Origin of the sequence: Bradyrhizobium ontarionense, from assembly GCF_021088345.1 — a bacterium.
In the GTDB taxonomy this organism is placed as follows: Bacteria; Pseudomonadota; Alphaproteobacteria; order Rhizobiales; family Xanthobacteraceae; genus Bradyrhizobium; species Bradyrhizobium ontarionense.
In genome coordinates, this window is sequence record NZ_CP088156.1 from 5785205 (window position 1) to 5807600 (window position 22396).

Sequence of the window (22396 nt, forward strand, 5' to 3'; positions counted from 1 at the left end):
TGAAGCAAAGAGCGGCAGAGCTCACCGGCCGAAGGTCTGAATCAGCGAGCAACATCGATCGGGTTCGGTTGTCGCCCCGGACGGGATGTCGTTCAAGCAATACGTTATTTCTGTATCGCAGGGCTGAGGATCGTACGATCGGCGGGAAACACTCGGGTTCGCAAGAACTACGTCGTTTCCGCGCCAATCTCGCATCGCGTATGCTGATGCTCTCTGCTGTACGATAGCGATGCTCTTGCATTCACCATCAAATGATCAGAATCGCGGCGACGGCCAATGCTGCCAATCAGAACGCGCCCACATGAACAATACGTGGGAGCGCCGAGCCGCAGATGCTCGGCTTCGATGCCGGAGGGAAGTCCTGCCGCCAAGTTGTCGCGATAGCTCGAATGACAAATGCAGAGAGCGCAAGAGAGCCGAGGCCCGCGTCCAGCTTTTCCCACGACATCGATCATTTGGTCGGTTGAAATCCAAGCGAGAGGTTCTCGGAAGCCTCGTCGGCGAACAATTCTCGCACGTCCCGGATCGCCGAAAGTCGCTCATATCCATTGACGCAACGAATCTGCCGTGATTCGATTCTTGGCACTGGCCGAGACAGGCCAGGCAAGCGGCCCGCACAGGTGCTGGTAACACCTGCACGAGCCTAACCCTCAACATGGAGTAGACCATGTCTCAGGCTGATTCTGCCTATACCACAAGTTGTTTAATCTTTCCTGGCGGCCCGGCCGTTCGGCGGCGGCAGTTCGTCACCGCCGCGGGCGCCGCCATCCTGACCAGGGTCATCACCGCCTCACGGGCCGAAGGCGTTCTTGTTTCAAATGCGCCCGACCCGATCCTCGAAGCCATCGAGGGTCACCGTCGGGCCTTCGAGGAACTGGGGCGCTTGCTCGCCGAGCAGGACGCCACTGAGCGCGAGCTGCGGAGTGCGCCCAGTGGCCGCCGGGCCGAGCTGGAGGCCAAATTGGCGAGCCTCTGCGAGGCCGAAGGAGCTCTCGGTCGTGCTGAGATGAAGGCCTCGCGCCGGCTCGCGATCACCGTGCCGGAAAGCCTGAAAGGAGCGGCCGCAGCACTACAGTATGTGCGCCAGTGCTACGAAGTTGGTCAGTATCCCCTTTACGAGGAGGATGGCTACCGGCTCCTGCTGCTCTCGACTGAACGCGCGATTTGTGCGGCCACGGGACTCACCACTCCGTGTCGTGCTGTGGATTTGCGATAACGCGTTGCGCGCTTTCCGATGAGTGAGATGTGGAAACGAAGTCTTGGTTAAACCAATCGAGACACCGCTGAACGAAACGGCGGGGCGGATATCGCGTAAGCCCCCGGTGAGGGCCGCCTTGCGCCAAAGCTAGCGCTTGGAGAAGCCATAGGACTAGTCCTGGAGCTAGTCCTATGACCAAAGCGGAAGTGGAAGTGATCACGTCGGAGCAGCGCCGGCGGCATTGGTCACGGGCGGATAAGGAGCGCGTCGTCGCTGCGGCGCTGCAGCCGGGAGCGACGATCCTTGGAGTGGCGCGGGCGTTCGGTGTGCATTCCAGCCAGGTGTTTCGCTGGCGCCAGCAGCTGTGCGGAAAGGAGGCTGCCGCGCCCGGCTTCGCCGCCGTGACGATCGTAGCCGATCCTCACGCAGCGGCAGCTCCGACGCAGGGGCTGATCGAAGTCGAGCTCGGGGCGGATACGAAGATCCGGATCAGCGGCGCGGCCGATGCCGCGACGGTGACGGCGGTGATCGCGGCGCTTCGGGCGGGTTCGCGATGACGATCCCGATTCCCTCCGGCACTCAGGTCTGGCTTGCGACCGGCCATACCGACATGCGCAAGGGCTTCGACGGTCTGGCGCTACTGGTCCAGGAGACGCTGAAGCGCGATCCGCATGGCGGCCATCTGTTCGTGTTCCGCGGCCGCAGCGGCGGGCTGATCAAGGTGCTGTGGCATGACGGCCAAGGCATGTGCCTGTTCGCCAAGCGCCTGGAGCGCGGCCGATTCATCTGGCCGCAAGCTGCGGACGGAGCGGTGACGATCACGCCGGCGCAGCTTGCATATCTGCTCGAGGGCTGTTGTTGATGCCCCTACTTTTCATGATGATGCTCCCTCAAATCGATCTTCTCGACACGGTGGTTTCGCAATTGGCGAACCGCTTTCAGAGCGTCCCTGCTGTCCGGGAACAGGAAGCGGCCGGAGTGTTCACGCGTGGTCACAATACGTCCACAGCGAAGCTGGACGTAGATCCACTTGGCAGGAATCTGCATGCGATCTGCCAATTTAGTAACGGTGAGATTACCAGGGATTGCAGGCCAACGTGTCTGGCGACGCTGGATCTTTATACGGTTCTTGAGGCGAATGCCTTGCACCGTGGCCGGGATAACTTTGTCCGTTTCCCACGGTGAGTGATGTCCTTCCGTTGTCAGTATGAGCGCGATCTCGTCGTCGGACCGCCCCTCGTTGGCGAGCGTGCAGATGCGCTCGATCATTTCCCGATATCGGGGCAAGGCTGTAACAGCATTGACGGGCAGCGTCACCACGAGCTCTGTCGTTGCACCGCCGCGCCACACGATACGGACCGTAGCCTTGTCGCGCTCGCATCGCCGCAACACAACCTTATCGATGAGACACCGCAAAAGCGCTTTGCGCTGGTCTCTGCGCGTCGCCGGATCGTTCCACAGCGCTGGAAGGCGATTTCCGAGGGCTACGACTTTGGCGCGAAGATCAGGAGGAACACCTGCGGGCTCGTTGGATTTGAGACTCTTGCGTTGTGCTAACCCATCCTCGGCTCGGCGCAAATCCAACAAGGCCGCTTCCCAGCGTCGCTCCAATTCGCCGGTCACCAATCGATTGTCGGGATCGGCACGATTGAACTGACGTTCCGCAAGGGATGCCTGATACCGAAGCCTCTCGATCTGCTGTTCTTCTGCAAGGCGGAGGGCTCTTTCAGAGTGTTGATGCGCTTTCCGGGCTTTCGATAACGCGTCGATCTCTGCCGGCGCCACTGCTTCCAGGAATGCTGCAGCAACCTGGGTATCGATTGGAGCTGCACGCAGATTCTGGCATTCCGGAGCACCACGCTGGATCTTCAGGTGGTTGCAGACGTACTGACTGCCGCCCTTGTAGCGCACGGCCATCTTGTGTCCACACTCGCCGCAATAGGTGATGCCGTGCAGGAGGGCAGCTCCATCCCGTGGAATGCCGCGGCTCTTGATGTGCTGGTACTCAGCACGGTTGTCGCACAGCATGGCCTGGATCTTCTCGAAGGTCTCCCAATCGATATAGGCAGGGTACTTGTCCTTCACCATGATCCTCCAGTCCTTCCCACGACGCGGAGACTTCTGTGGACGTTCCCCTGGTACTCTGGACGGCTTCTGCCAAGTCCTTCCATAGACGAAGGCCCCTGCATAGGCCGGATTCCTGAGAATCGCCGTCACGGCCGATACCGTCGCGGGCTGCCAGCGCAGATCCCCATGGCGATCGTGACGAGGCAGCGCCAGCCCGCGGCCTACGAGGACCCGCATAACCTGCGCAGACGTCCGTACCTTCAGGAACGTCTCGAAGAGCAACAGCAAGCGCTGTTGCACCTCGATATTCGGATCTTTTGTGACCACGCCGGACGGATCCCGCGCGAGTCCCGCCGGCAGCTGCAAAGCCAATTCGCCGCGTTCCGCTTTTGCCAGAAGCCCTGTCGTCATCCGGCTCCTGATCGTGTGTAACTCCAGCTCGGAGATCGTGCCCTTCAATCCGAGCAGAAGACGGCCATTCGGCGTTCCGGGATCGTAGATCCCATCACGGTCAGCGATCAGGCAGCGACGATGTCCGCACACGTCGAGTAACGGGTACCAATCCGAACAGTTGCGCGCCAAGCGCGTCACGTCGATGGATAGAATAAGGCCGATCTCACCAAGGGTGACGCGAGCGACGAGATCATTGAAGCCCTTTCTGTGAGCTGCCCCGGCGCCGCTCTGTCCAAGGTCACTATCGATCACATCGATGTCGGCCTCGCGCCATCCGAGGTCGCGGGCGCGCTGTGAGAGAGCGTATTGAAGCCTCAGGCTCTCTTGATTTGTGATCACCTGGTGCGGCGTCGATTGCCGGACATACACCACTGCTCTGCGGTCCAAGTGATCCGGTTTGACGAGTTCGGAGCCCATCGCTCACCTCCCGCATGACTTGGCCGAGATCTTCCGCGATCGCTTGCCGGAGCGCTTGCGGCAAGCTCCGCCAGACCTGTCGAGGTTCGATGGGCATGTGCCCTCGCTCTCTTCGGCCAACGCGATGAGATCCTGCAGCGCGTCGAGGTCCAGCTTGGTCGGCGCGGCGCGCGACAAGGTATTCCGCTCAAGATTTGTCACCCCGAGCGGCAAAAGAAGCGTGAGACCGAATCGATAATGTACACGCGCGAAAGGCTCCTTGCACGCTCCGCGCGTGGTCGATTCCTTGCCGACCGAGATCAGGCGATAGCGTCGTCCGTAGAGCGGATGGCGAGGGTCGACGACCTCGACCTCATCGCAAACGGCCACGTCATCGTGGCTCCTATGGGTACCTTTAATTGCCCTCGCTCGAAGGCATCGACTGGCGGCATCCGCAGCGGACGTGGCGGCCGGAAGCTGTTGGTTGAGCGCTTGAACGTGACGTAGCTGATGCGCGCGTGCCGGAGCTGTGATTCCATCTTGGTTGATGATCACAGCCGATTCGCTCCCCGATGATGTCACGACGCTGAAGGCGCTGGTGCTCGCCGGCCAGGCGGCGCTCACCAAGGCGACGGCAGCCCAGCTCGCGGCAGAAGCCAAGGCGCGCAATCTCGAAGCCGAGGTCCGTGCCCGCACGCTGCTGATCGAGCAGATGAAGTTCACGATCGCCAAGCTCAAGCATGAGCAGTACGGACCGTCGTCGGAGCGCGCGTCGGTGCTCGAGCAGCTCGAGCTCGAACTGGCCGACCTCGAGGAGGACGCCGCCGAGGCCGAAGCTGCGGCGCAGATGGCAGCTGAGCAGGCCAAGGCCGAGAAGATCGACGTGCGTCCGTTCGAGCGCCGGCGCCCGGCACGGCGGCGGTTGCCCGAGCACCTGCCGCGCGAGCGCGTCGTGCATCCCGCGCCGGCCACCTGTTCCTGCTGCGGCGGCGACAGGCTGCGCAAGATCGGCGAGGACGTGACCGAGACGCTGGAGCTCGTGCCACGGCAGTGGAAGGTGATCCAGCATGTGCGTGAGAAGTTCTCCTGCCGCGCCTGCGAGGCGATCACGCAGCCGCCGGCACCGTTCCATCCGATCTCACGTGGACGCGCCGGGCCGCGCCTGCTGGCGCATATCCTGTTCGCCAAATACGGGCTGCACCTGCCGCTCACCCGGCAGAGCACGACCTATGCGCATGAGGGCGTGGCGCTCGACGTCTCGACGCTCGCCGACTGGGTCGGCGCCGCAGCAGCGACATTGATGCCGCTGGTCGAGGCGATCAAGGCGCACGTGCTCGCAGGCGAGCGCATCCACGCCGACGACACCACAGTGCCGGTTCTGGCCAAGGGCAAGACGCGCACGGGGCGCGTGTGGACCTATGTCCGCGACGATCGTCCCTTCGCCGGGCACGCGCCGCCTGCAGCCTTGTTCTTCTACTCGCCCGATCGCAGCGGCGTACATCCCGAGACGCATCTTGCCGGTTATGCCGGGCTGATGCAGGCGGACGCCTATGCCGGCTTCAACCGGCTCTACGAGGCCTCGCGCAAGCCGGGCCCGATCATCGAGGTCGGCTGCTGGGCCCACGCACGACGCAAGTTCTTCGAGATCGCACGGCTGAAGAAGGCGCCGATCGCAACCGAAGCGGTCGCGCAGATCGATGAGCTGTTCGCGATCGAGCGCGAGATCAATGGCCTGGCGGCCGACCAGCGCAAGGCCGTGCGCAACGAGCGCAGCCGCCCGCTGGTCGAAGCGCTGCACGCATTCCTGCACGAGCGCCGCGCCAAGCTCTCCGGCAAGAGCGAGACCGCCAAGGCGATCGACTACAGCCTCAAGCGCTGGCAGGTGTTCACACGCTTCCTCGATGATGGCCGCCTTTGCATGACCAACAATGCCGCCGAACGCGAACTGCGCGCCGTTGCCGTCGGCCGCAAGAACTGGACCTTCGCCGGCTCCGACGATGGCGGCCGTCGTGCCGCCGCAATCTACACGCTGATCCAGGCCGCGAAGCTCAACAACGTCGACCCGCAGGCGTGGCTTGCCGACGTCCTCGCCAGGCTGCCCGATCATCCGGCCAGCAAGGTCGCCGACCTGCTTCCCTGGACCTGGAAGGCCACAGCCGTCGCCGCCACTGCCTGATCGGCTATGATCACCCCACCAGACCGCCCAGCTCTGACCAACCTGCGGCCTTCACCGGATGCGTACGATATCGCCGACTTGCGACCACGATCAACGGACCACATCTCCGCTCCCCCAGAGGCCGAAGAACTCGCAGCAGCCATCACTAGTACCTCGACACAGAGGTTTGAATCTTCGTTTCTTCGCTGCCCTGGCTAATATTTCGGGATAGGCGCGGCCTAATTTGGCGCGCGCCTATTCGGTAGTGAACATCCGGTTGATCCGGGCGCGGTCCGCGTTGCGACGTTTTTCTCATGCAGCCGTCTCTCTGACGAGGCGGGCATAGCTGTGGGACGAGCAGACGATGCAACAATGCCTCGCACTCCTGAGACGCCGTTCTGGGAAGCGTTAGCGCAGGATCTCGCAGAGTACGAATTGGTGTGAGGTTCAATAACCTGTGAAATCTTTTTTCAACGATCGTTGAACAGTTAGAGATGGCGATGGCGGAGATCGCCATCGATCGACCGATCAATATTCGTTTGGCACTGATCCTGATCGATAACGCCACAGAGCTACTCATTCACTGTCGTGCGACCAATATGCTGCTCGTGGTGCTGGAAAAGACAAGCCTCCACTTAGTCCCAAGATGCGTCGTGAGGCGGTAAGCGATCACTTCGAGCCGAAGCTGGCCGTAATGAGACAAGTGGGTGCAATCACCGAGAAGACAGTTTATCACGATAGCACATGCTTATCGTAGTGAGCTGTATCACGTCGGGCTGCGTCACGAGGCAATTCTCAGGCCTATCGCTCAACACTACTTTCAACTCGCTTGCGCGTTCCTTTCAAGCATCGAAGCGCTTTCTGACTTTGACGGCTGGGTGCAACAGCAGATCGACCGGGCGTGGGGCAAGTGAGCTGTCGGATCAGTCCCATGCCAGGCGTTGGAAGCGTCACCCCGGTCCGGGTTCGGCGCTCATTCCACTGGCGTGCAGCGGTAGGCTCGGGTGTCTCGGGTCGTTCAGCGCGGCTTCTGAAAACTAGGCAGGAGCACAAAATGATGCGTTTACGGATCATTTTCACTATAAAAGATCTGTAAACGATTCTTCTTGACCTGTTGAAATGATCTGTTTAGGTATCATTTGTTCCGAAATGATCCGAGAACGTATCATGTCCCATGATCCAGATTCACTGCTCAAGGAACTCGGCTTGCGCTTTCGAAAAGCACGAATGGCTGCTGGCTTGTCCCAAGAGCAAATCGCCCTTCGGGCGAACATCAGCAGACCCCGCTACCGCGACATTGAAACGGGTGCCGCCGCCGCCCGTGCAACGACACTCGTCAACGTCGCCCGGGCCCTTGGCATGGAAATGATGTTGATCCCGCAGGCGCTGGTGCCCGCCATTCAGTCGATGCTGCAGCCCGCGGCCGACGATGATGATCGTCCTGCGTTCACGTCAGACGTCGAAGAGGAAGAACGGTCATGAATCAGGCTGTCCTCGCGGCTGCACGTATCCAATCGCTCGATATCTCATTGAGCAATCTTCCCGTCGGCACCCTCGTCCGGACGCCGGGCGACTACAACGCGTTCAACCTCTTGCCCGCTTATCGAGGCATGAACAATCCGCCGATCTTCAGCCTGTCACTTCGCTCGGCGGACGGCGGCCTCCGGCGGGATCCCAAACCTATACGCGGGGCGCTGCCTCCGTTCTTCGCGAACCTGCTGCCCGAAGAGAAACTCCGTGAGGCTATGGAAAAGCACCACGCGGCGTCAGTCAGACCGGGAAACGACTTCGATCTCCTGGCTGCGCTCGGAACCAACCTGCCCGGAGCGGTACGCGCCCTGCCAAGTGACGGTATCCCCGTTCCAGTCGGCCCGGAGGCCGACGGCAAGAAGAAAGCACGCTTTTCGCTCGCCGGTGTTCAGATGAAGCTTTCCGTGATGAAGAACACCGGAAAAGAGGGGGGGATCACGCTCGCCGTCGACGACGAGCAAGGGCAATACATCGCGAAATTTCCTTCCCTCACGCACATTGGACTCTCGGAAAACGAATTCGCGATCCTGGCCTTGGCGGAAGCGTTGGGAATGGAAGTGCCGGCCCGCGAACTCGTCGAGAAGACCGAGTTCGCCGGCATTCCGGAAGAGTTCAACACCATGTCCACGGGCAAGGTGCTGCTTGTCCGCCGCTTCGACCGCGGCACTGATGGCGCGCGCGTGCATATGGAGGACTTCGCGCAGGTCTTCGGCCGCTATCCGTCCGAGAAATATACTGGCGCAGCGTATCACAATATCGCTGCAGCGCTCACCAGCGGCGTTTCCTTCGATTCCGCAATCGAGTTTGTGCGGCGTCTCGCATTCACCGCCATCACTGGAAACGGCGATATGCATCTCAAGAATTGGTCGCTGCTCTATCCTGGAGATGGCCGGACGCCAACGCTGTCGCCTGTCTACGATGTGCTTTCAACAATTCCCTACCTTCCGAAGGACGGGCTGGCCCTTAGCCTCGCCGGCGAAAAGTCGTTCAAGGCGCTGACTCCAGAACGCTGGCGCAATTTCGCCAACCGCGGCCGTCTTCCGGAAGGGGCTGTGGTGACGGCTGTAGCCGAAACCGCGGCGGCTGTGCGGGACAAGTGGTCAGTTCTTCCAGAGCGCGACGTCGTGCCTGCGCAGGTCCTCGCGCGGATCGATGCACATATAGAAGAAATGGCACTTATCCTTGATCCCTAAGGTTCGCTGATCGCGAAATGTGCATCACCCGATCCCGCCATCGTTTGACGAATGCGCTCCCTCACGGATTTCCTAGCCAGCCTTCCGGGCTGAGCTGGTCCCGGAAATCTGGACAGTACGATAAGTGGAGTTTCTGCCTGACAACGGCGATAGTCGCCGCGACCAGGAGAGATCATGAAGAGACGACCCCGCCGGAACCACTCGCCGGCCTTCAAGGCGAAGGTGGCTCTGGCAGCCATCAAGGGCGATCGGACGATCGTCCAGTTGGCCGAGCATTTTGACGTTCACCCAAATCAAATCACAGCGTGGAAATCGCAGCTTGAGGGCCGCGCCTCCGAGGTTTTCGGGTCGGGAGGCGGAGCGTCGGCCATCCCCGCGATCGATGTGAAGTCGCTCCATGCCAAGATCGGGGAGCTGACGCTGGAGAACGATTTTTTAGAAGGCGCGCTCACAAGGCGGGATTGCTGAGCGCAAGCGATGATCGACCGTTATCACGAACTGTCGATCACCAAGCAGGCAAAGCTTCTGAAGATCAGCCGGGGCAGCGTTTATTATCTACCGCGCCCGGTCTCTTCAACTGACCTCGAGGTCATGCAGCGAATTGATCGGATGCATCTGGAGTACCCCTTCGCCGGTTCGCGTATGCTGCGAGGCCTGCTGGCTTTGCGGGGGTGCAAGGTCGGCCGCCGTCATGTCAAGACGCTGATGCGGCGGATGGGGATAGAGGCGCTCTATCGCCGTCCGCGCACCACGAAGCCCGAGCCCGGCCATAAGATCTATCCGTATCTGCTGCGCGATATGGAGATCTCGCGACCGAACCAGGTTTGGGCCATGGACATCACGCATGTCCCGATGGCCCACGGCTTCGTCTACCTCGCCGCGGTGCTGGACTGGGCGACCCGTCGTGCTCTGTCCTGCGGCTGTCGATCACGATGGAGGCAGCCCTCTGCGTCGAGACATTGGAGGATGCTCTCGCGCGTCACGGAAAACCGGAGATCTTCAACATCGACCAGGGCTCGCAGTTCACCGGCGCAACCTTCACCGGCGTGCTGGCCGACAACGGCATCGCCATCGGCATGGACGGCAAAGGGGCCTTGCGGGACAACGTGTTCGTCGGCAGGCTGTGGAAGAGCGTCAAATACGAGGAGGTCTACCTGCAAGCCTACGAGACCGTCGGCGAGGCGCGAAGATTGATTGGCCGGTATCCCGACTTCTACAACGGCCACCGTCCGCATTCGAGCCTTGACGACCGCCGCCCACGATCAAGCCTACTTCGATCTTTCCGCTCCGCGCGGCAGCCTAACCTCGGCAGGGGCTCCACTTATCGACGCGGAAAATCTGTTCAGGCATCCGGGACCACCTCACGCCGAGCCTCTCGCGCTGTTTGTCCGCTTCTGGCTGACTGTGACGCCGCCGCTGCCGAACGAGGCGCAGTCCGCAGCGCAGATCAAGGGACGCGAACGGTTCGAAGGCTCCGTGGAGGCGCTCGGGCGGCGCCTGCAAAAGGCACAGAGCTCTTTGGGGTAGATTCCGGAGGATCCTTGCGAAGGAGACACCGGAGGAGCCAGGCCATTGAGAGACGGTTTCGGACAGCGCCGAAACAGGAGTCTACGCTAGAGCTTCTTTTCCCGCGCCTTAATGCGAGCGCTCGATCGCCTCAGGTGCCATTCAGGAAACAGCGGACTATCGACGGACCAAATGGGGTCCGAACGATGAAGAAAAAGATCACTCTGCAGCTCTCCGACGACATTCTTGAACGCCTCAAGGGCGCCGCTGGCGAGCGATGCGTGAACCGCGCGATCCTCGTCGAGAAGGCGCTGGACCGCTTCCTCGCCGAACCGATGAATGTCGGAGCGCCGCCGCAGGACCGTCTTGCCGGCTTCGAACAGCAGCTTGAGGGAATTCAGCGCGATCTGAGAGCGCTCAATGACACGGTCGCCCTTCACGCCCGCTATCATCTGGCGTTGACGACACTGGTGCGCGACGGAGGTGCTCCGGCTTCGGCGGATCGTGTTGGGGAGGCACCTCATGCCCGGCACGCTGAAGGGGAGGCTCGGGAGCATGTAAAGGTTGTGCGTTCTTCGGAGCAGGACGACGAGGACTTGCCGTTCGGAGCTCCGACCCGTCGCGCAAGCCACGCTCGGACGGCCGCTCCGGTCGCCGAGGTGTCGTGGGGCATGCCTGCCGCCGGGGAGGGCGGCGAGGATCCCTTTCGCGTTGCGCAGGAATCAATGCGCTGAGGACCAGCACGGAAGAGAGCCCCGGGAGTTTGAACCGGACTACATGTTCGGCAGGAGGGTCGTTGACGCCAAGGTCGGTGGTGCCGCAATTCCCGGCTGGGCTGTTGTGGCTCTGGTGTTCATGCCATTCGCAGCCGGCTATTTCCTGTCGTACCTGTTCCGGACGATCAATGGCGTGGTCTCCGACCGCCTCGCCTCTGAGCTTGGGCTGAACGCGGCCGACCTCGGTTTGGTCACTGCGGTCTACTTCCTTGTGCTTGCAGCTGCCCAGATTCCTGTCGGGGTCATGCTTGATCGCTACGGGCCGCGACGGGTTCAGAGCACTTTGCTTCTGGTAGCTGCAGTGGGCGCAGCCGCGTTCGCGCGGTCGACCGGACCGCTCTCTCTGCTCATGTCGCGCGCCGTCATCGGGTTGGGTGTGGCTGCGGCTCTTACGGCAGGCCTGAAGGCGATCGTTCTCTGGTTCCCGCGCGAACGTGTGGCGCTCGTGAACGGGTACATGGTCATGCTCGGCGCGCTCGGCGCCGTCGCCGCCACGCTGCCCGCGGAAGCCGTTTTGGCTCGGACCGGATGGCGGGATCTGTTCGATATCCTGGCGGTGACCACAGCGGGCACGGCAATCCTGATTTTCTTTCTCGTCCCGGAGCGCGGCGCCGAAGGTCCCTCTGCCACCGCTGCAGGTGGTCTGCGCGATATTCTGACCGATAAACGGTTCTGGAAGATCGCGCCGCTGTCGGGGGCCTGCATCGGATCTGCGTGGTCGATGCAGGGTCTCTGGGCGCCTGCCTGGCTGAAGGACGTGGAGGGCATGACACGGACGGACGTGGTGACGGCGCTCTGTGCGACCGCCATCGCGCTCAGTCTCGGTGCCTGGCTGCTTGGTATGGTCGCGAGTTGGACGCGCCGGCAGGGCATCAGGCCGGAGACATTGCTGGCGTTCGTGGCGGTCCTCTTCATCCTGGCTCAATTGGCCTTGGTCTTGCGGCTACCGCTTCCTTCAATTGGTCCGTGGCTGATGATCGCGATCGTTGGTTCGGCGACCGTACTGAGCTTTGCGATCATCTCGGATTACTTTCCGAAGGAGCTGGCCGGGCGTGCCAACGGCGTTTTGAACGTCGTGCATTTTGGGTGGGGGTTCCTCGCTCAATTCGGGACCGGCTTGTTGGTGGCACAGTGGTCTCAGCAAAGTGGCCACTACCCCGTCGTCGCCTATCAGGTCGCGTTCGGTGTGAATGTTGCTCTACAGGCAGCGGCACTCCTTTGGTTCACGATTCCGTCCAGAATTAGGGAGCTGGAGTCGTCAGTTGATCCACAAAGCTTTGTATTTGACGAGGATCTGGGCGAATCAGCATCGGCTTTCGAATTACCTGTTCTGATCGAGGATCCGGCAACTCATGGCAGGTGGTGAAGACCACCGGTTGGAATTCGTCGTCAGCACCTCTGAAGGCTAGATCGCATCAAACTCCGATTGCACAAGCGTCCTGTTCTCCATGGGGACGGAATGCGGCGGCGGCAAGCACGGAGCAACGCGCGCGTCTGTTGGGCACTCGGTGGCCTGATCTACGCTTTTCTTCGCCAGGATACGCAGATGGCAGACACGGCCTTGCTCGGTCGGAGGTCCTGCATTCTTTGATCGTCCCGTTCGCGCGGTGTCGCGTCACGGGTTGGAGATCAGGGGTGGCCAACATCGTTCAAACGCAGCTCGCTTCGCGTGGCGCCCGCATGCTGCGGACCGCCTTGGGCCCCGCGATCGAGCTTCTTCTCGACGACGTAGCCGTTGTCGAGGTGATGCTCAATCCGGATGGACGGCTTTGGATTGATCGCCTTACATCTGGTTTGGCCGATACGGGCGAGACTGTTTCTGCCGCCGACGGTGAGCGGATCATCCGTCTCGTGGCTCACCATGTCGGGCTCGAGGTCCATGCCGGATCGCCCCGTGTGTCGGCGGAATTGCCGGAGACAGGCGAGCGGTTCGAGGGGCTGCTTCCGCCTGTTGTCGCTGCACCGACCTTCGCCATTCGCAAGCCGGCCGTGGCGGTCTTTACCCTCGGCCATTACGTCGCTGATGGGATCATGAGCGTGGTTCAGGCGAGAGGATTGCGGAAAGCTGTCCTCGATCGCCGCAACATTCTCGTCGCCGGCGGTACGTCGACAGGCAAGACGACGCTGACGAATGCGCTGTTGGACGTGGTCGCCGGCACCTCAGATCGCGTTGTGCTGATCGAGGATACCCGTGAGCTGCAGTGCCGCGCGCCCAATCTGGTTGCGCTTCGGACCAAGGACGGCGTGGCGTCGCTATCCGATCTGGTCCGCTCGTCATTGCGCCTGCGTCCTGATCGCATTCCGATCGGAGAGGTGCGCGGTCCTGAGGCACTCGACCTGCTGAAGGCCTGGGGCACCGGGCACCCCGGCGGCATCGGGACGATTCACGCAGGATCTGCGCTGGGCGCACTCCGGCGGATGGAGCAGCTCATCCAAGAGGCCGTGGTGACCGTGCCGCGCGCCCTGATCGCCGAGACCATCGACGTCATTGCTGTGCTCACAGGCCGTGGTCCGGAGCGGCGGCTGAGCGAGCTCGTGCGCGTCGAGGGGCTCTCTGAATCCGGAGACTACGTTCTCGCACCCTTGGGAGATCACTGGTGACGATGCAGATGAAATCTCTATCGGCTGGCTTAGCTGCCGCGGCGGCGCTTGCGCTGCTGATCGACGCTCCCGCTCACGCGGCAGGATCGAACATGCCGTGGGAGCAGCCGCTCAATCAGATCCTGCTCTCGGTCGAGGGGCCGGTCGCCAAGATCGTCGCCGTGATCATCATCATCACGACAGGTCTGTCGCTGGCGTTTGGCGAGACGTCGGGCGGCTTCCGGCGGCTGATCCAGATCGTGTTCGGGCTTTCGATCGCGTTCGCCGCGTCAAGCTTCTTCCTGTCGTTCTTCTCCTTTGGCGGCGGGGTGGTGATCTGATGGATGAGGATGTCAAAGGCTTCGCAGCTCCCGTCCATCGCTCCCTGACCGAGCCGGTCCTGCTCGGTGGTGCGCCGCGCTCGGTGGCGATCGTCAACGGCACGCTGTCGGCCGCGCTCGGCCTGGGGCTGCGTCTCTGGTTCATCGGCCTGCTGCTCTGGTTCGTCGGTCACATGATTGCCGTGTGGGCCACGAGGCGCGATCCCTCCTTCGTCGAAGTCGTCCGCCGTCACCTGCGCATCCCCGGTCATCTCGGTCAGTGAGGCCCGCCATGTTCAATCTCGCCGAATATCGCCGTACCAATATCCGCCTTGCGGATTTCCTGCCCTGGGCCGCGCTGGTCGATGAGGGTGTCGTTCTCAACAAGGATGGCTCGCTGCAGCGGACGGCGCGCTTCCGGGGGCCCGATCTGGAAAGCTCGGTCGAGTCCGAGTTGGTCGCCGTCGCTGCTCGTCTCAACAACACGCTACGCCGGCTTGGATCGGGTTGGGCCATCTTCGTCGAGGCGCAGCGGCATTCGGCGGGACCCTATTCGCCGTGCGTGTTCCCGGATGCTGCCTCAGCCCTGGTCGATGCGGAGCGCAAGGCGCAGTTCGAGGAGGAGGGCGCCCATTACGAGTCGAGCTATTATCTGACGTTTCTTTATCTGCCTCCGCGCGAGGACGTGGCTCGTTCCGAACGCATGCTGTACGATGGCCGGCCGCAATCCGATGGCGTCAATGGCCGGGAGATCCTGCGCAGCTTCATCGACCGGACCGATCGCATCCTGCAGCTGATCGCAGGTTTTATGCCGGAATGCAGCTGGCTCGGCGACGAGGCCGTGCTGAGCTATCTGCATTCGACCATCTCGACCCAGCGGCAGCGCGTCCGCGTTCCAGAAATCCCGATGCATCTGGATGGGCTGCTTGCCGACCAGCCATTGACCTGCGGGCTCGAGCCGATGCTGGGATCGGTTCATCTCCGTGTCCTGACCATCGTCGGTTTTCCCTCCGCCACCACGCCGGGGATTCTGGACGAATTGAACAGGCTTGCCTTCGCTTACCGCTGGTCGACGCGCGCGATCATGCTGGACAAGCAGGATGCCGTGAAGCTGATCACGCGCATTCGCCGGCAATGGTTCGCAAAGCGCAAATCCTTGGCCGCGATCCTGAAGGAAGTGATGACCAACGAGGCCGCGAGCCTCGTGGATACCGACGCCCACAACAAGGCCGTCGATGCCGACGAGGCGCTGCAGGATCTCGGCTCCGACGAGATCGGGCAGGCCTACGTCACCGCAACGGTGACGGTCTGGGATGCCGAGCCGGCAAGGGCGGCCGAGAAGCTGCGGCAGGTCGAGAAGGTCATCCAGGGCCGCGACTTCACCTGCATGGCGGAGAGGGTGAATGCCGTCGAGGCCTGGCTCGGCGGCCTGCCGGGGCATGTCTATGCCAACGTCCGGCAGCCGCCGCTTTCGACGTTGAATCTCGCGCACATGATCCCGCTGTCGGCGGTCTGGGCCGGCGAGACGCGCGATCATCATCTGAAGGCGCCACCGCTGTTGTTTGGCCGCACCGAGGGTGCAACTCCGTTCCGGTTCTCGCTACACGTTGGCGATGTCGGCCATACCCTGGTGGTCGGACCGACCGGTGCCGGCAAGTCGGTGCTGCTGGCGCTGATAGCGTTGCAGTTCCGCCGTTATCCAGGCGCGCAAATCTTCGCCTTCGACTTTGGCGGCTCCATGCGGGTCGCGGCGCTCGCGATGGGCGGCGACTGGCACGATCTCGGCGGCGCGCTGTCGGCCGAGACGGAGGCTGCCGTGGCGCTGCAGCCCTTGGCCGGCATTGACGACGTGGGGGAGCGCGCCTGGGCGGCCGATTGGATCGCGGGCCTCCTGGTGCGCGAGAAGATCGTGGTGACGCCCGAAGCCAAGGAACATCTGTGGTCCGCTCTGACCTCGCTGGCGTCGGCGCCGATGGCGGAGCGGACCTTGACCGGTCTGTCGGTCCTGCTGCAGTCGAACAGTCTGAAGCGGGCGCTCAAGCCCTATTGCCTCGATGGCGCGCATGGCCGCCTGTTGGATGCCGATCATGAGGCGCTTGGCGACGGATCGGTCCAGGCGTTCGAAACCGAGGGGCTGATCGGGACTGCGGCTGCGCCGGCGGTCCTTGCCTATTTCTTTCATCGGATCGCGCGGCGGCTGGATGGCCGCCCGACGCTTCTGATCATTGATGAGGGCTGGCTGGCGCTCGATGATGCCGACTTCGCCGGACAGTTGCGGGAGTGGCTGAAGACGCTGCGCAAGAAGAACGCCTCCGTCGTCTTCGCCACCCAGTCGCTCTCCGACATCGACGGCTCGCCGATCGCGCCCGCCATCATCGAGAGCTGCCCGACCCGGATCATGCTGCCGAATGAGCGGGCGATCGAGCCGCAGATCACCGCGATCTATCGCCGCTTCGGTATGAACGATCGCCAGATCGAGCTCGTCAGCCGTGCAGTGTCGAAGCGCGATTACTACTGCCAATCACGCCGGGGCAACCGGATGTTCGAGCTTGGCCTTGGCGAGGTCGCGCTGGCCTTCGTAGCTGCATCGGCCAAGGCCGATCAGGCAGCCATCTCGGAGGTTTGCGCGACAGCCGGGAAGGAGGAGTTCGCGGCCGCCTGGCTCCGGCACCGCAATGTGGGCTGGGCTGCGGACCTCATTCCGAGCCTCGACAACCTGGAGGTCCGCTCATGATCCGGCCCGTCAGATGGGCGGCATCCGCCGCGGTGGTGCTCCTCGTCTCGGCCACGCCGTTGCAGGCGCAGCTGGTCGTGTTCGACCCCAACAATTATGCGCAGAACGTGCTGACCGCGGCGCGTGAGCTGCAGCAGATCAACAACCAGATCCTGTCGCTGCAGAACCAGGCGCAGATGCTGATCAACCAGGCGAAGAACCTCGCCAGCCTGCCATATTCCTCGCTGGCGCAGCTGCAGCAGTCGATCCAGCGCACGCAGGATCTGCTCAAACAGGCGCAGCGGCTGGCCTACGACGTGCAGCAGATCGATCGCGCGTTTGCGACGACCTATGCGCCGGCGACCGGCAATGCGACCGCCCAGGATCTCGTCAACAATGCCCAGTCGCGCTGGCAGACCTCGGTGGCTGCGCTGCAGGATGCGCTGAAGGTGCAGGCAGGCGTTGTCGGGAATCTCGATGCGGTCAGGAGCCAGTCAGCGGCGCTGGTGACGGCGAGCCAAGGCGCGACCGGTGCGCTGCAGGTGACCCAGGCCGGCAACCAGATTTTGGCATTGCAGGCGCAGCAGCTCGCAGACCTTACGGCTGCGGTGGCCGCACAGGGAAGGGCTCAGAGCCTGGATACGGCGCAGCGCGCGGCCGCCCAGGATCAGGGCCGCGAGCAGCTCCGGCGCTTCCTGGCGCCAGGGCAGGGCTACCTGCCTTCCAACGTGCAGATGTTTCACTGATGGCAGAGCTTCGACGCTCATGGATGGTGGCGGCCGTGCTCGCCGCTGGCGCTTCGATCAGTCTCGCATCTTGCGTCATCCCGCTCCGGGGAGACGGCGGTGCGCACGGCGCGCCGAGACGGCACAACGCTGCGCTCGTGCAGGAGAACCAGCATCGCTCCTTTGATGAAGCGCAGCGGCTCTCTCTGCCACAGGTCGGGGAGAGCGGGCGATGACCGGGACGGGGGTGATCGACCAGTTTCTGGAGACCTTTACTCGAGCGATCGATTCCGGCTTCGGCCTGCTCGGCGGCGAGGTCGGCTATCTCGCGACCACGCTGGTTGCGATCGATATCACCTTGGCGGCGCTGTTCTGGGCCTGGGCTGGTGAGGACGACGTCATCGCCCGCCTGGTGAAGAAGACCCTGTTCGTCGGCGTCTTCGCCTATCTCATCGGCAACTGGAATAGCCTTGCCCGCATTGTCTTCGAGAGCTTCGCTGCGCTCGGCCTGAAGGCGTCCGGCTCGACGCTTTCGACGGCCGAGTTCCTGCGGCCGGGCAAGATCGCGCAAGTCGGCCTCGATGCCGGGCGACCGCTGCTGCAGGCGATCTCGAGCCTGATGGGCTATGTCAGCTTCTTCGAGAACTTCGTCCAGATCGCGGTCCTCCTGTTTGCCTGGATGGTGGTGCTGCTCGCCTTCTTCATCCTGGCGATCCAGCTCTTCGTCACCCTGATCGAGTTCAAGCTGACGACGCTCGCTGGTTTCGTGCTGATCCCGTTCGGCCTATTCGGCAAGACCGCGTTTGCGGCCGAGCGCGTGCTCGGCAACGTGATGTCCTCGGGCATCAAGGTCCTGGTGCTCGCAGTCATCTCAGGGATCGGCTCGACTCTGTTCGCCCAGATCACGCAAGGAGCGGCGGGTGATCAGCCGACGATCGAGAGTGCCATGACCCTGGTGCTTGCGTCGCTGTCACTGCTTGGACTCGGGCTGTTCGGGCCCGGCATCGCCAATGGTCTCGTCTCCGGCGGACCGCAGCTTGGAGCAGGGAGCGCCGCCGGCACGTCACTGGCCACGGGTGGCCTCGTCGTTGCGGCGGCCGGTGCCGCAGCGGGGACCGTTGGACTCGCTGGCGGCGCCATCGCGGGCTCTGGCCGCGCCGCGACTGCTCTCCGCTCTGGAGCGTCCGCCTTGCGCGGAGGAAGTGCAGGCGGAGCTGAGGAGGCGGCGTCTGTTGCGAGCCCGCTCCGTCAGCGGACAGCAGCCGAGAGCGCCGGCACCGCCATCTCTGGCCAGGCCGAGAGCCACGGCACGAGCGATACATCGCCGCGTTGGGCGCAGCGCGTGAAGGCCGCGCGCGCCATTCATCAGGGCGCGTCCACGACGACGCAGGCCGTACGCAACGCCGAGCAAGGCGGACAGGGCGGCTCGGTCGATCTCTCCGATGGGAAATCCTGACATGTTCAAGCGTCCCTCCGTCCACTATGGCCGTACGCCCGAGCCGGTCACGCCCTATCAGAAAGCCGCGCAAGTGTGGGACGAGCGCATCGGCTCGGCGCGCGTGCAGGCCAAGAATTGGCGGCTGATGGCGTTCGGTTGCCTGGGGCTCGCCGCGGGCTTTGCGTCCGCTTTGATCTGGCAGTCGACCCGCGGCACGGTGACGCCGTGGGTGGTCGAGGTCGGGCATCTTGGCGAGGTCCAGCGCGTGGCGCCTGCCATCGCCGACTACAAGCCGACCGATCCGCAGGTCGCTTTTCATCTCGCCCGCTTCATCGAGGATGTCCGAGGCCTCCCGGCCGACGGCATCGTGCTGCGCCAGAACTGGCTGCGCGCTTATGATTTCACGACGGACCGTGGCGCGGCCGCGCTCAACGATTATGCCCGCTCCAACGATCCGTTCACGAGGCTCGGCAAGATCCAGGTCTCGGTCGAGGTCTCCAGCGTGATCCGCGCCTCGCCGAACAGCTTCCGGGTCGCCTGGGTCGAGCGGCGCTACGAGAACGGCGCGCAGAGCGCGACCGAGCGCTGGACCGCGATCCTGACCATCGTGCTCGCCATGCCCGACAATGCCGACCGCCTGCGCAAGAACCCGCTCGGCGTCTACGTCCACGCCATCAACTGGTCCAAGGAGCTGTCGCAATGACCAAGCCGCTTGCCGGATCGTCACGCGCGCGCTGGATGACTGCGGTCGCGATCATCATTCCGCTCACTGGTTGCGCGACGACCTCGCCGCCCAAGATCAGCTACGACAGCGATGTTCCCGCATTGCCGGCACCGCCTGCTGTCGTGGACGACAGGATCAAGCCTCTACATCTGCCGCCGCCGTGGAAAGTATCCCTGGGCGGCAAGAGCGACGCCAAGGAGGAGGCGGATCCGCTGGATCGGGTCGAGATGGCGAATGGCGCAGCACGGGTCGAACCCCGGAAGAAGGGGTATTTCAACGCGGCGCAGATCTACGCCTACAGTCCCGGCGCGCTCTACCAGGTCTATGCGGCGCCAGGGCAGATCACCGACATCATGCTCGAGGAGGGCGAGCAGCTCACGGGCTCCGGTCCGGTCTCCGCCGGTGACACGGTACGCTGGGTCGTTGGCGATACCGAGAGTGGTGCAGGCGACACGCGCCGCGTTCATATTCTGGTCAAGCCGAAGCGTGCGGCCATCGAGACCAATCTCGTCGTCAACACCGACCGGCGAACCTATCTGATCGAGTTGCGGTCCCGTGAAAAGCCCTACATGCCAGCCGTCGCCTGGTACTATCCGCAGAATGCGGAGACCAGGGCACGGCAGGCGATGCTGAGGCCAGAGCTGCCCGATCCGGCGCAACGGCGTTTCCGATATCGGATCGAGGGCGACGATCCGCCTTGGAAGCCGGTCAATGCCTATGACGACGGCCGTAAGGTCTATATCGAATTTGCCCGCGGAATCGTGCAAGGCGAGTTGCCGCCGTTGTTCATCGTTGGTGCTGACGGATCGCCCGAGCTCGTCAACTACCGGACGTTCCGCAACGTGATCATCGTCGATCGGCTATTCGCCGCGGCTGAACTGCGGCTCGGTGGTGAGACGCAGCAGAAGGTCAGGATTGTCCGGACTGATGGAGCGTCGCGGTGACGGACGAGAACGAGACAGCGCCAGCTTCGCCCGGGACGCCCGCGATGGGCGAAGCGGGGCAACGCGCAACGGCGATGCGCCTGAAGGGAGATCCGCCTCCGATCACGCGTCTGTCGCGCAAGGTTCTGGCAAGCGGCAGCGCGCTGGCCCTGCTGTTGATTGCGGGGGCCGTGATCTGGGGTCTGAAGGCCAACAAGCCGCGTCAGCCCGGGACGGACGAGCTTTACAACACCGATCATCACGACGTGGCCGACGGCCTCTCGGGTTTGCCGCGTGACTACGCCAGTCTGCCAAAAGATGTTCCCGCCTTGGGACCGCCGCTGCCCGGCGATCTCGGCCGGCCAATTCTTGCTGCGCAAGGGCAGGCACCGGCTGCGATCCCGGATCAGGATCAACAGCGTCGCGAGCAGGAAACGGAAGCGGCACGCGTCAGCCGGCTGTTTGCAACGACCAATGTACGCGAGACGCAGCCGCCGGCGAATACGACGCAGGTTAATGATCGGGCGAGTGTTCCGTCTATGGATGATCCGTTTGCGCAGAACGGGCAGGATCGCAAGCTCGCCTTCGTCAATGCGCTGGTCGATCGCCGGACGACAAGTCCGGACCGCGTCACGCGGCAGGCTTCGCCTTACGTGATCCAGGCGGGCACAGTCATTCCCGGAGCTTTGATCACGGGAGTTCGCTCCGATCTGCCTGGGCAGATCACGGCGCAGGTCACCGAGAATATCTTCGATACTCCGTCGGGGCGTTTCCTACTAGTTCCACAGGGAGCAAGACTGATAGGGGTCTACGATAGCCAGGTGACGGCTGGGCAATCGCGTGTGCTTCTGGTCTGGACCAGGCTGATCATGCCTAATGGCCGCTCGATCGTCCTCGAACGGCAGCAGGGGGCTGACGCCAGCGGCTACTCAGGTCTATCGGACGAGGTCGACAATCATTGGAAGCAACTGGTTGGTGCTGCGCTGCTGTCGACGTTGTTTTCAGTCGGGAGCGAGGTGAATGCAGGCGCAAACCCGAACACGAATAACGCCACAATCATTCAGGCGCTGCGCCAGGGCTTTGGCAACGCCATGAGTCAGACTGGGCAGCAACTCGTGCGGCAGCAGATGAACATTCAACCGACATTGACGGTGCGACCGGGATTTCCCGTGCGCGTCATTGTCAACCGGGATCTCGTGCTTGAGCCGTATCGCGGATAGGAAGACAGCGCATGAAGCTGAAGATATCCACGTTGCCAGACGAAAAGCCGGTAAAAATCTCCGTTGAGATGCCCGCGGCAGTACATCGCGACCTTCTAACGTACATTGAGCTCATAGCATCGCAGTCCGGCCAAGAGGCCGTTGATCCTGGCCGGCTGGTGGCCGCCATGGTCAAGAGCTTTATGGGAGGAGATCGTACATTCTTGAAATTGAAGGGTAGGGCGTCAGGGCCTCCCCTCAAAAAATGATCCCTCCTTTAATTAAGTGAGTTGCACGTGAAGCTTTTTTGAGCGCGACGCGCAACGCGGAAGAGGCGCCGACGCAAGTGATGTCGAGTTCTCATGCGCTATTGCCGAAAGACGATCGGCCTGGTTCGCCCGCATCACTTCCGCCAAGAGCCCCACGCACTCCCAAATCGCAGTCCTGTAGTAGAGACTTTGGGGAGCCCTTTATTGATCTTGCTCGACGTCTTCCCTGAG

The 22396-nt window shown here is 62.7% G+C and carries 21 protein-coding genes and 3 pseudogenes; 22 read left to right on the top strand and 2 right to left on the bottom strand.

From position 1 onward, the window contains the following. The first annotated feature begins 667 nt into the window (after positions 1-667). From LQG66_RS25550 to tnpB, 3 genes are all read left to right on the top strand, one after another. A complete protein-coding gene (locus tag LQG66_RS25550; protein WP_231318415.1) occupies positions 668-1216 on the top strand; it encodes a hypothetical protein in 549 nt (182 codons plus the stop codon). Positions 1217-1389: 173 nt separating this feature from the next. After that, a complete protein-coding gene (gene tnpA / locus LQG66_RS25555) occupies positions 1390-1755 on the top strand; it encodes an IS66-like element accessory protein TnpA (RefSeq protein WP_231318416.1) in 366 nt (121 codons plus the stop codon). Beyond that, positions 1752-2060 carry an IS66 family insertion sequence element accessory protein TnpB gene (gene tnpB, locus LQG66_RS25560; RefSeq protein WP_231318417.1) on the top strand — a complete coding sequence of 103 codons (309 nt, stop codon included), beginning with the start codon at positions 1752-1754 and terminating at the stop codon, positions 2058-2060. The genes tnpA and tnpB overlap by 4 nt, the downstream gene beginning before the upstream one ends. 5 nt (positions 2061-2065) lie before the next feature. Here tnpB and LQG66_RS25565 read toward each other — a convergent pair whose 3' ends face one another. Both LQG66_RS25565 and LQG66_RS25570 read right to left on the bottom strand, forming a co-directional pair. Then, positions 2066-4135, bottom strand: a complete 2070-nt coding sequence (locus tag LQG66_RS25565) for a recombinase family protein (RefSeq protein WP_231318418.1) — start codon at positions 4133-4135, stop codon at positions 2066-2068. A gap of 3 nt (positions 4136-4138) precedes the next feature. Then, complete coding sequence (locus tag LQG66_RS25570) at positions 4139-4669, bottom strand: hypothetical protein (RefSeq protein WP_231318419.1); 531 nt, start codon at positions 4667-4669, stop codon at positions 4139-4141. Here LQG66_RS25570 and tnpC point away from each other — a divergent pair. The 19 genes and pseudogenes from tnpC (at position 4662) to LQG66_RS25655 (ending at position 22165) form a co-directional block, all read left to right on the top strand. Beyond that, positions 4662-6290, top strand: a complete 1629-nt coding sequence (gene tnpC, locus LQG66_RS25575) for an IS66 family transposase (RefSeq protein ID WP_231318420.1) — start codon at positions 4662-4664, stop codon at positions 6288-6290. The two genes, LQG66_RS25570 and tnpC, sit on opposite strands and share 8 nt — an antisense overlap. Positions 6291-7436: 1146 nt before the next feature. Next, positions 7437-7751: a helix-turn-helix domain-containing protein gene (locus LQG66_RS25580; protein ID WP_231318421.1), complete on the top strand. Its 315-nt coding sequence runs from the start codon at positions 7437-7439 to the stop codon at positions 7749-7751. Further along, positions 7748-8992, top strand: coding sequence for a type II toxin-antitoxin system HipA family toxin (locus tag LQG66_RS25585; RefSeq protein ID WP_231318422.1), 1245 nt, complete (start codon positions 7748-7750; stop codon positions 8990-8992). The genes LQG66_RS25580 and LQG66_RS25585 overlap by 4 nt, the downstream gene beginning before the upstream one ends. Before the next feature lie 174 nt (positions 8993-9166). Beyond that, positions 9167-9460, top strand: a complete 294-nt coding sequence (locus LQG66_RS37455; protein WP_425601243.1) for a transposase — start codon at positions 9167-9169, stop codon at positions 9458-9460. Positions 9461-9601: 141 nt separating this feature from the next. Beyond that, positions 9602-9928 (top strand): annotated as a pseudogene (locus LQG66_RS37460) (DDE-type integrase/transposase/recombinase); the annotation flags it as partial. Between the two features lie 140 nt (positions 9929-10068). After that, positions 10069-10191 (top strand): annotated as a pseudogene (locus tag LQG66_RS37465) (IS3 family transposase); the annotation flags it as partial. Positions 10192-10357: 166 nt separating this feature from the next. Further along, positions 10358-10519, top strand: a pseudogene (locus LQG66_RS25595) (CopG family transcriptional regulator); the annotation flags it as partial. A gap of 185 nt (positions 10520-10704) precedes the next feature. Next, positions 10705-11232 (top strand): ribbon-helix-helix domain-containing protein, encoded by a 528-nt coding sequence (locus LQG66_RS25600; protein WP_231327935.1) that lies wholly within the window; start codon positions 10705-10707, stop codon positions 11230-11232. Positions 11233-11275: 43 nt separating this feature from the next. Then, on the top strand, positions 11276-12640 hold the full coding sequence (locus LQG66_RS25605) for an MFS transporter (protein WP_231318423.1): 1365 nt from the start codon (positions 11276-11278) through the stop codon (positions 12638-12640). Between the two features lie 314 nt (positions 12641-12954). After that, complete coding sequence (gene trbB, locus LQG66_RS25610; protein WP_425601357.1) at positions 12955-13875, top strand: P-type conjugative transfer ATPase TrbB; 921 nt, start codon at positions 12955-12957, stop codon at positions 13873-13875. 2 nt (positions 13876-13877) lie between these two features. Next, positions 13878-14195, top strand: coding sequence for a TrbC/VirB2 family type IV secretion system protein (locus LQG66_RS25615; RefSeq protein WP_425601358.1), 318 nt, complete (start codon positions 13878-13880; stop codon positions 14193-14195). Next, positions 14195-14458, top strand: a complete 264-nt coding sequence (locus tag LQG66_RS25620) for a VirB3 family type IV secretion system protein (RefSeq protein WP_231318425.1) — start codon at positions 14195-14197, stop codon at positions 14456-14458. Before LQG66_RS25615 ends, LQG66_RS25620 begins: the two co-directional genes overlap by 1 nt. A gap of 8 nt (positions 14459-14466) precedes the next feature. Beyond that, on the top strand, positions 14467-16908 hold the full coding sequence (gene trbE / locus LQG66_RS25625; protein WP_231318426.1) for a conjugal transfer protein TrbE: 2442 nt from the start codon (positions 14467-14469) through the stop codon (positions 16906-16908). Beyond that, positions 16905-17633 carry a P-type conjugative transfer protein TrbJ gene (gene trbJ / locus LQG66_RS25630; protein WP_231318427.1) on the top strand — a complete coding sequence of 243 codons (729 nt, stop codon included), beginning with the start codon at positions 16905-16907 and terminating at the stop codon, positions 17631-17633. The genes trbE and trbJ overlap by 4 nt, the downstream gene beginning before the upstream one ends. Positions 17634-17844: 211 nt before the next feature. Next, positions 17845-19068, top strand: coding sequence for a P-type conjugative transfer protein TrbL (trbL, locus tag LQG66_RS25635; RefSeq protein WP_231318428.1), 1224 nt, complete (start codon positions 17845-17847; stop codon positions 19066-19068). A 1-nt stretch (position 19069) separates the two neighbouring features. Further along, a complete protein-coding gene (trbF, locus tag LQG66_RS25640; RefSeq protein WP_231318429.1) occupies positions 19070-19753 on the top strand; it encodes a conjugal transfer protein TrbF in 684 nt (227 codons plus the stop codon). A 35-nt stretch (positions 19754-19788) separates the two neighbouring features. After that, positions 19789-20718 (top strand): P-type conjugative transfer protein TrbG, encoded by a 930-nt coding sequence (gene trbG / locus LQG66_RS25645; RefSeq protein WP_425601359.1) that lies wholly within the window; start codon positions 19789-19791, stop codon positions 20716-20718. Beyond that, entirely contained in the window at positions 20715-21917 is a 1203-nt protein-coding gene (locus LQG66_RS25650) for a TraB/TrbI/VirB10 family type IV secretion system protein (protein ID WP_425601244.1), read from the top strand. The genes trbG and LQG66_RS25650 overlap by 4 nt, the downstream gene beginning before the upstream one ends. Before the next feature lie 11 nt (positions 21918-21928). Continuing rightward, complete coding sequence (locus LQG66_RS25655) at positions 21929-22165, top strand: DUF2274 domain-containing protein (protein ID WP_231318431.1); 237 nt, start codon at positions 21929-21931, stop codon at positions 22163-22165. The last annotated feature ends 231 nt before the right edge of the window (positions 22166-22396 follow it).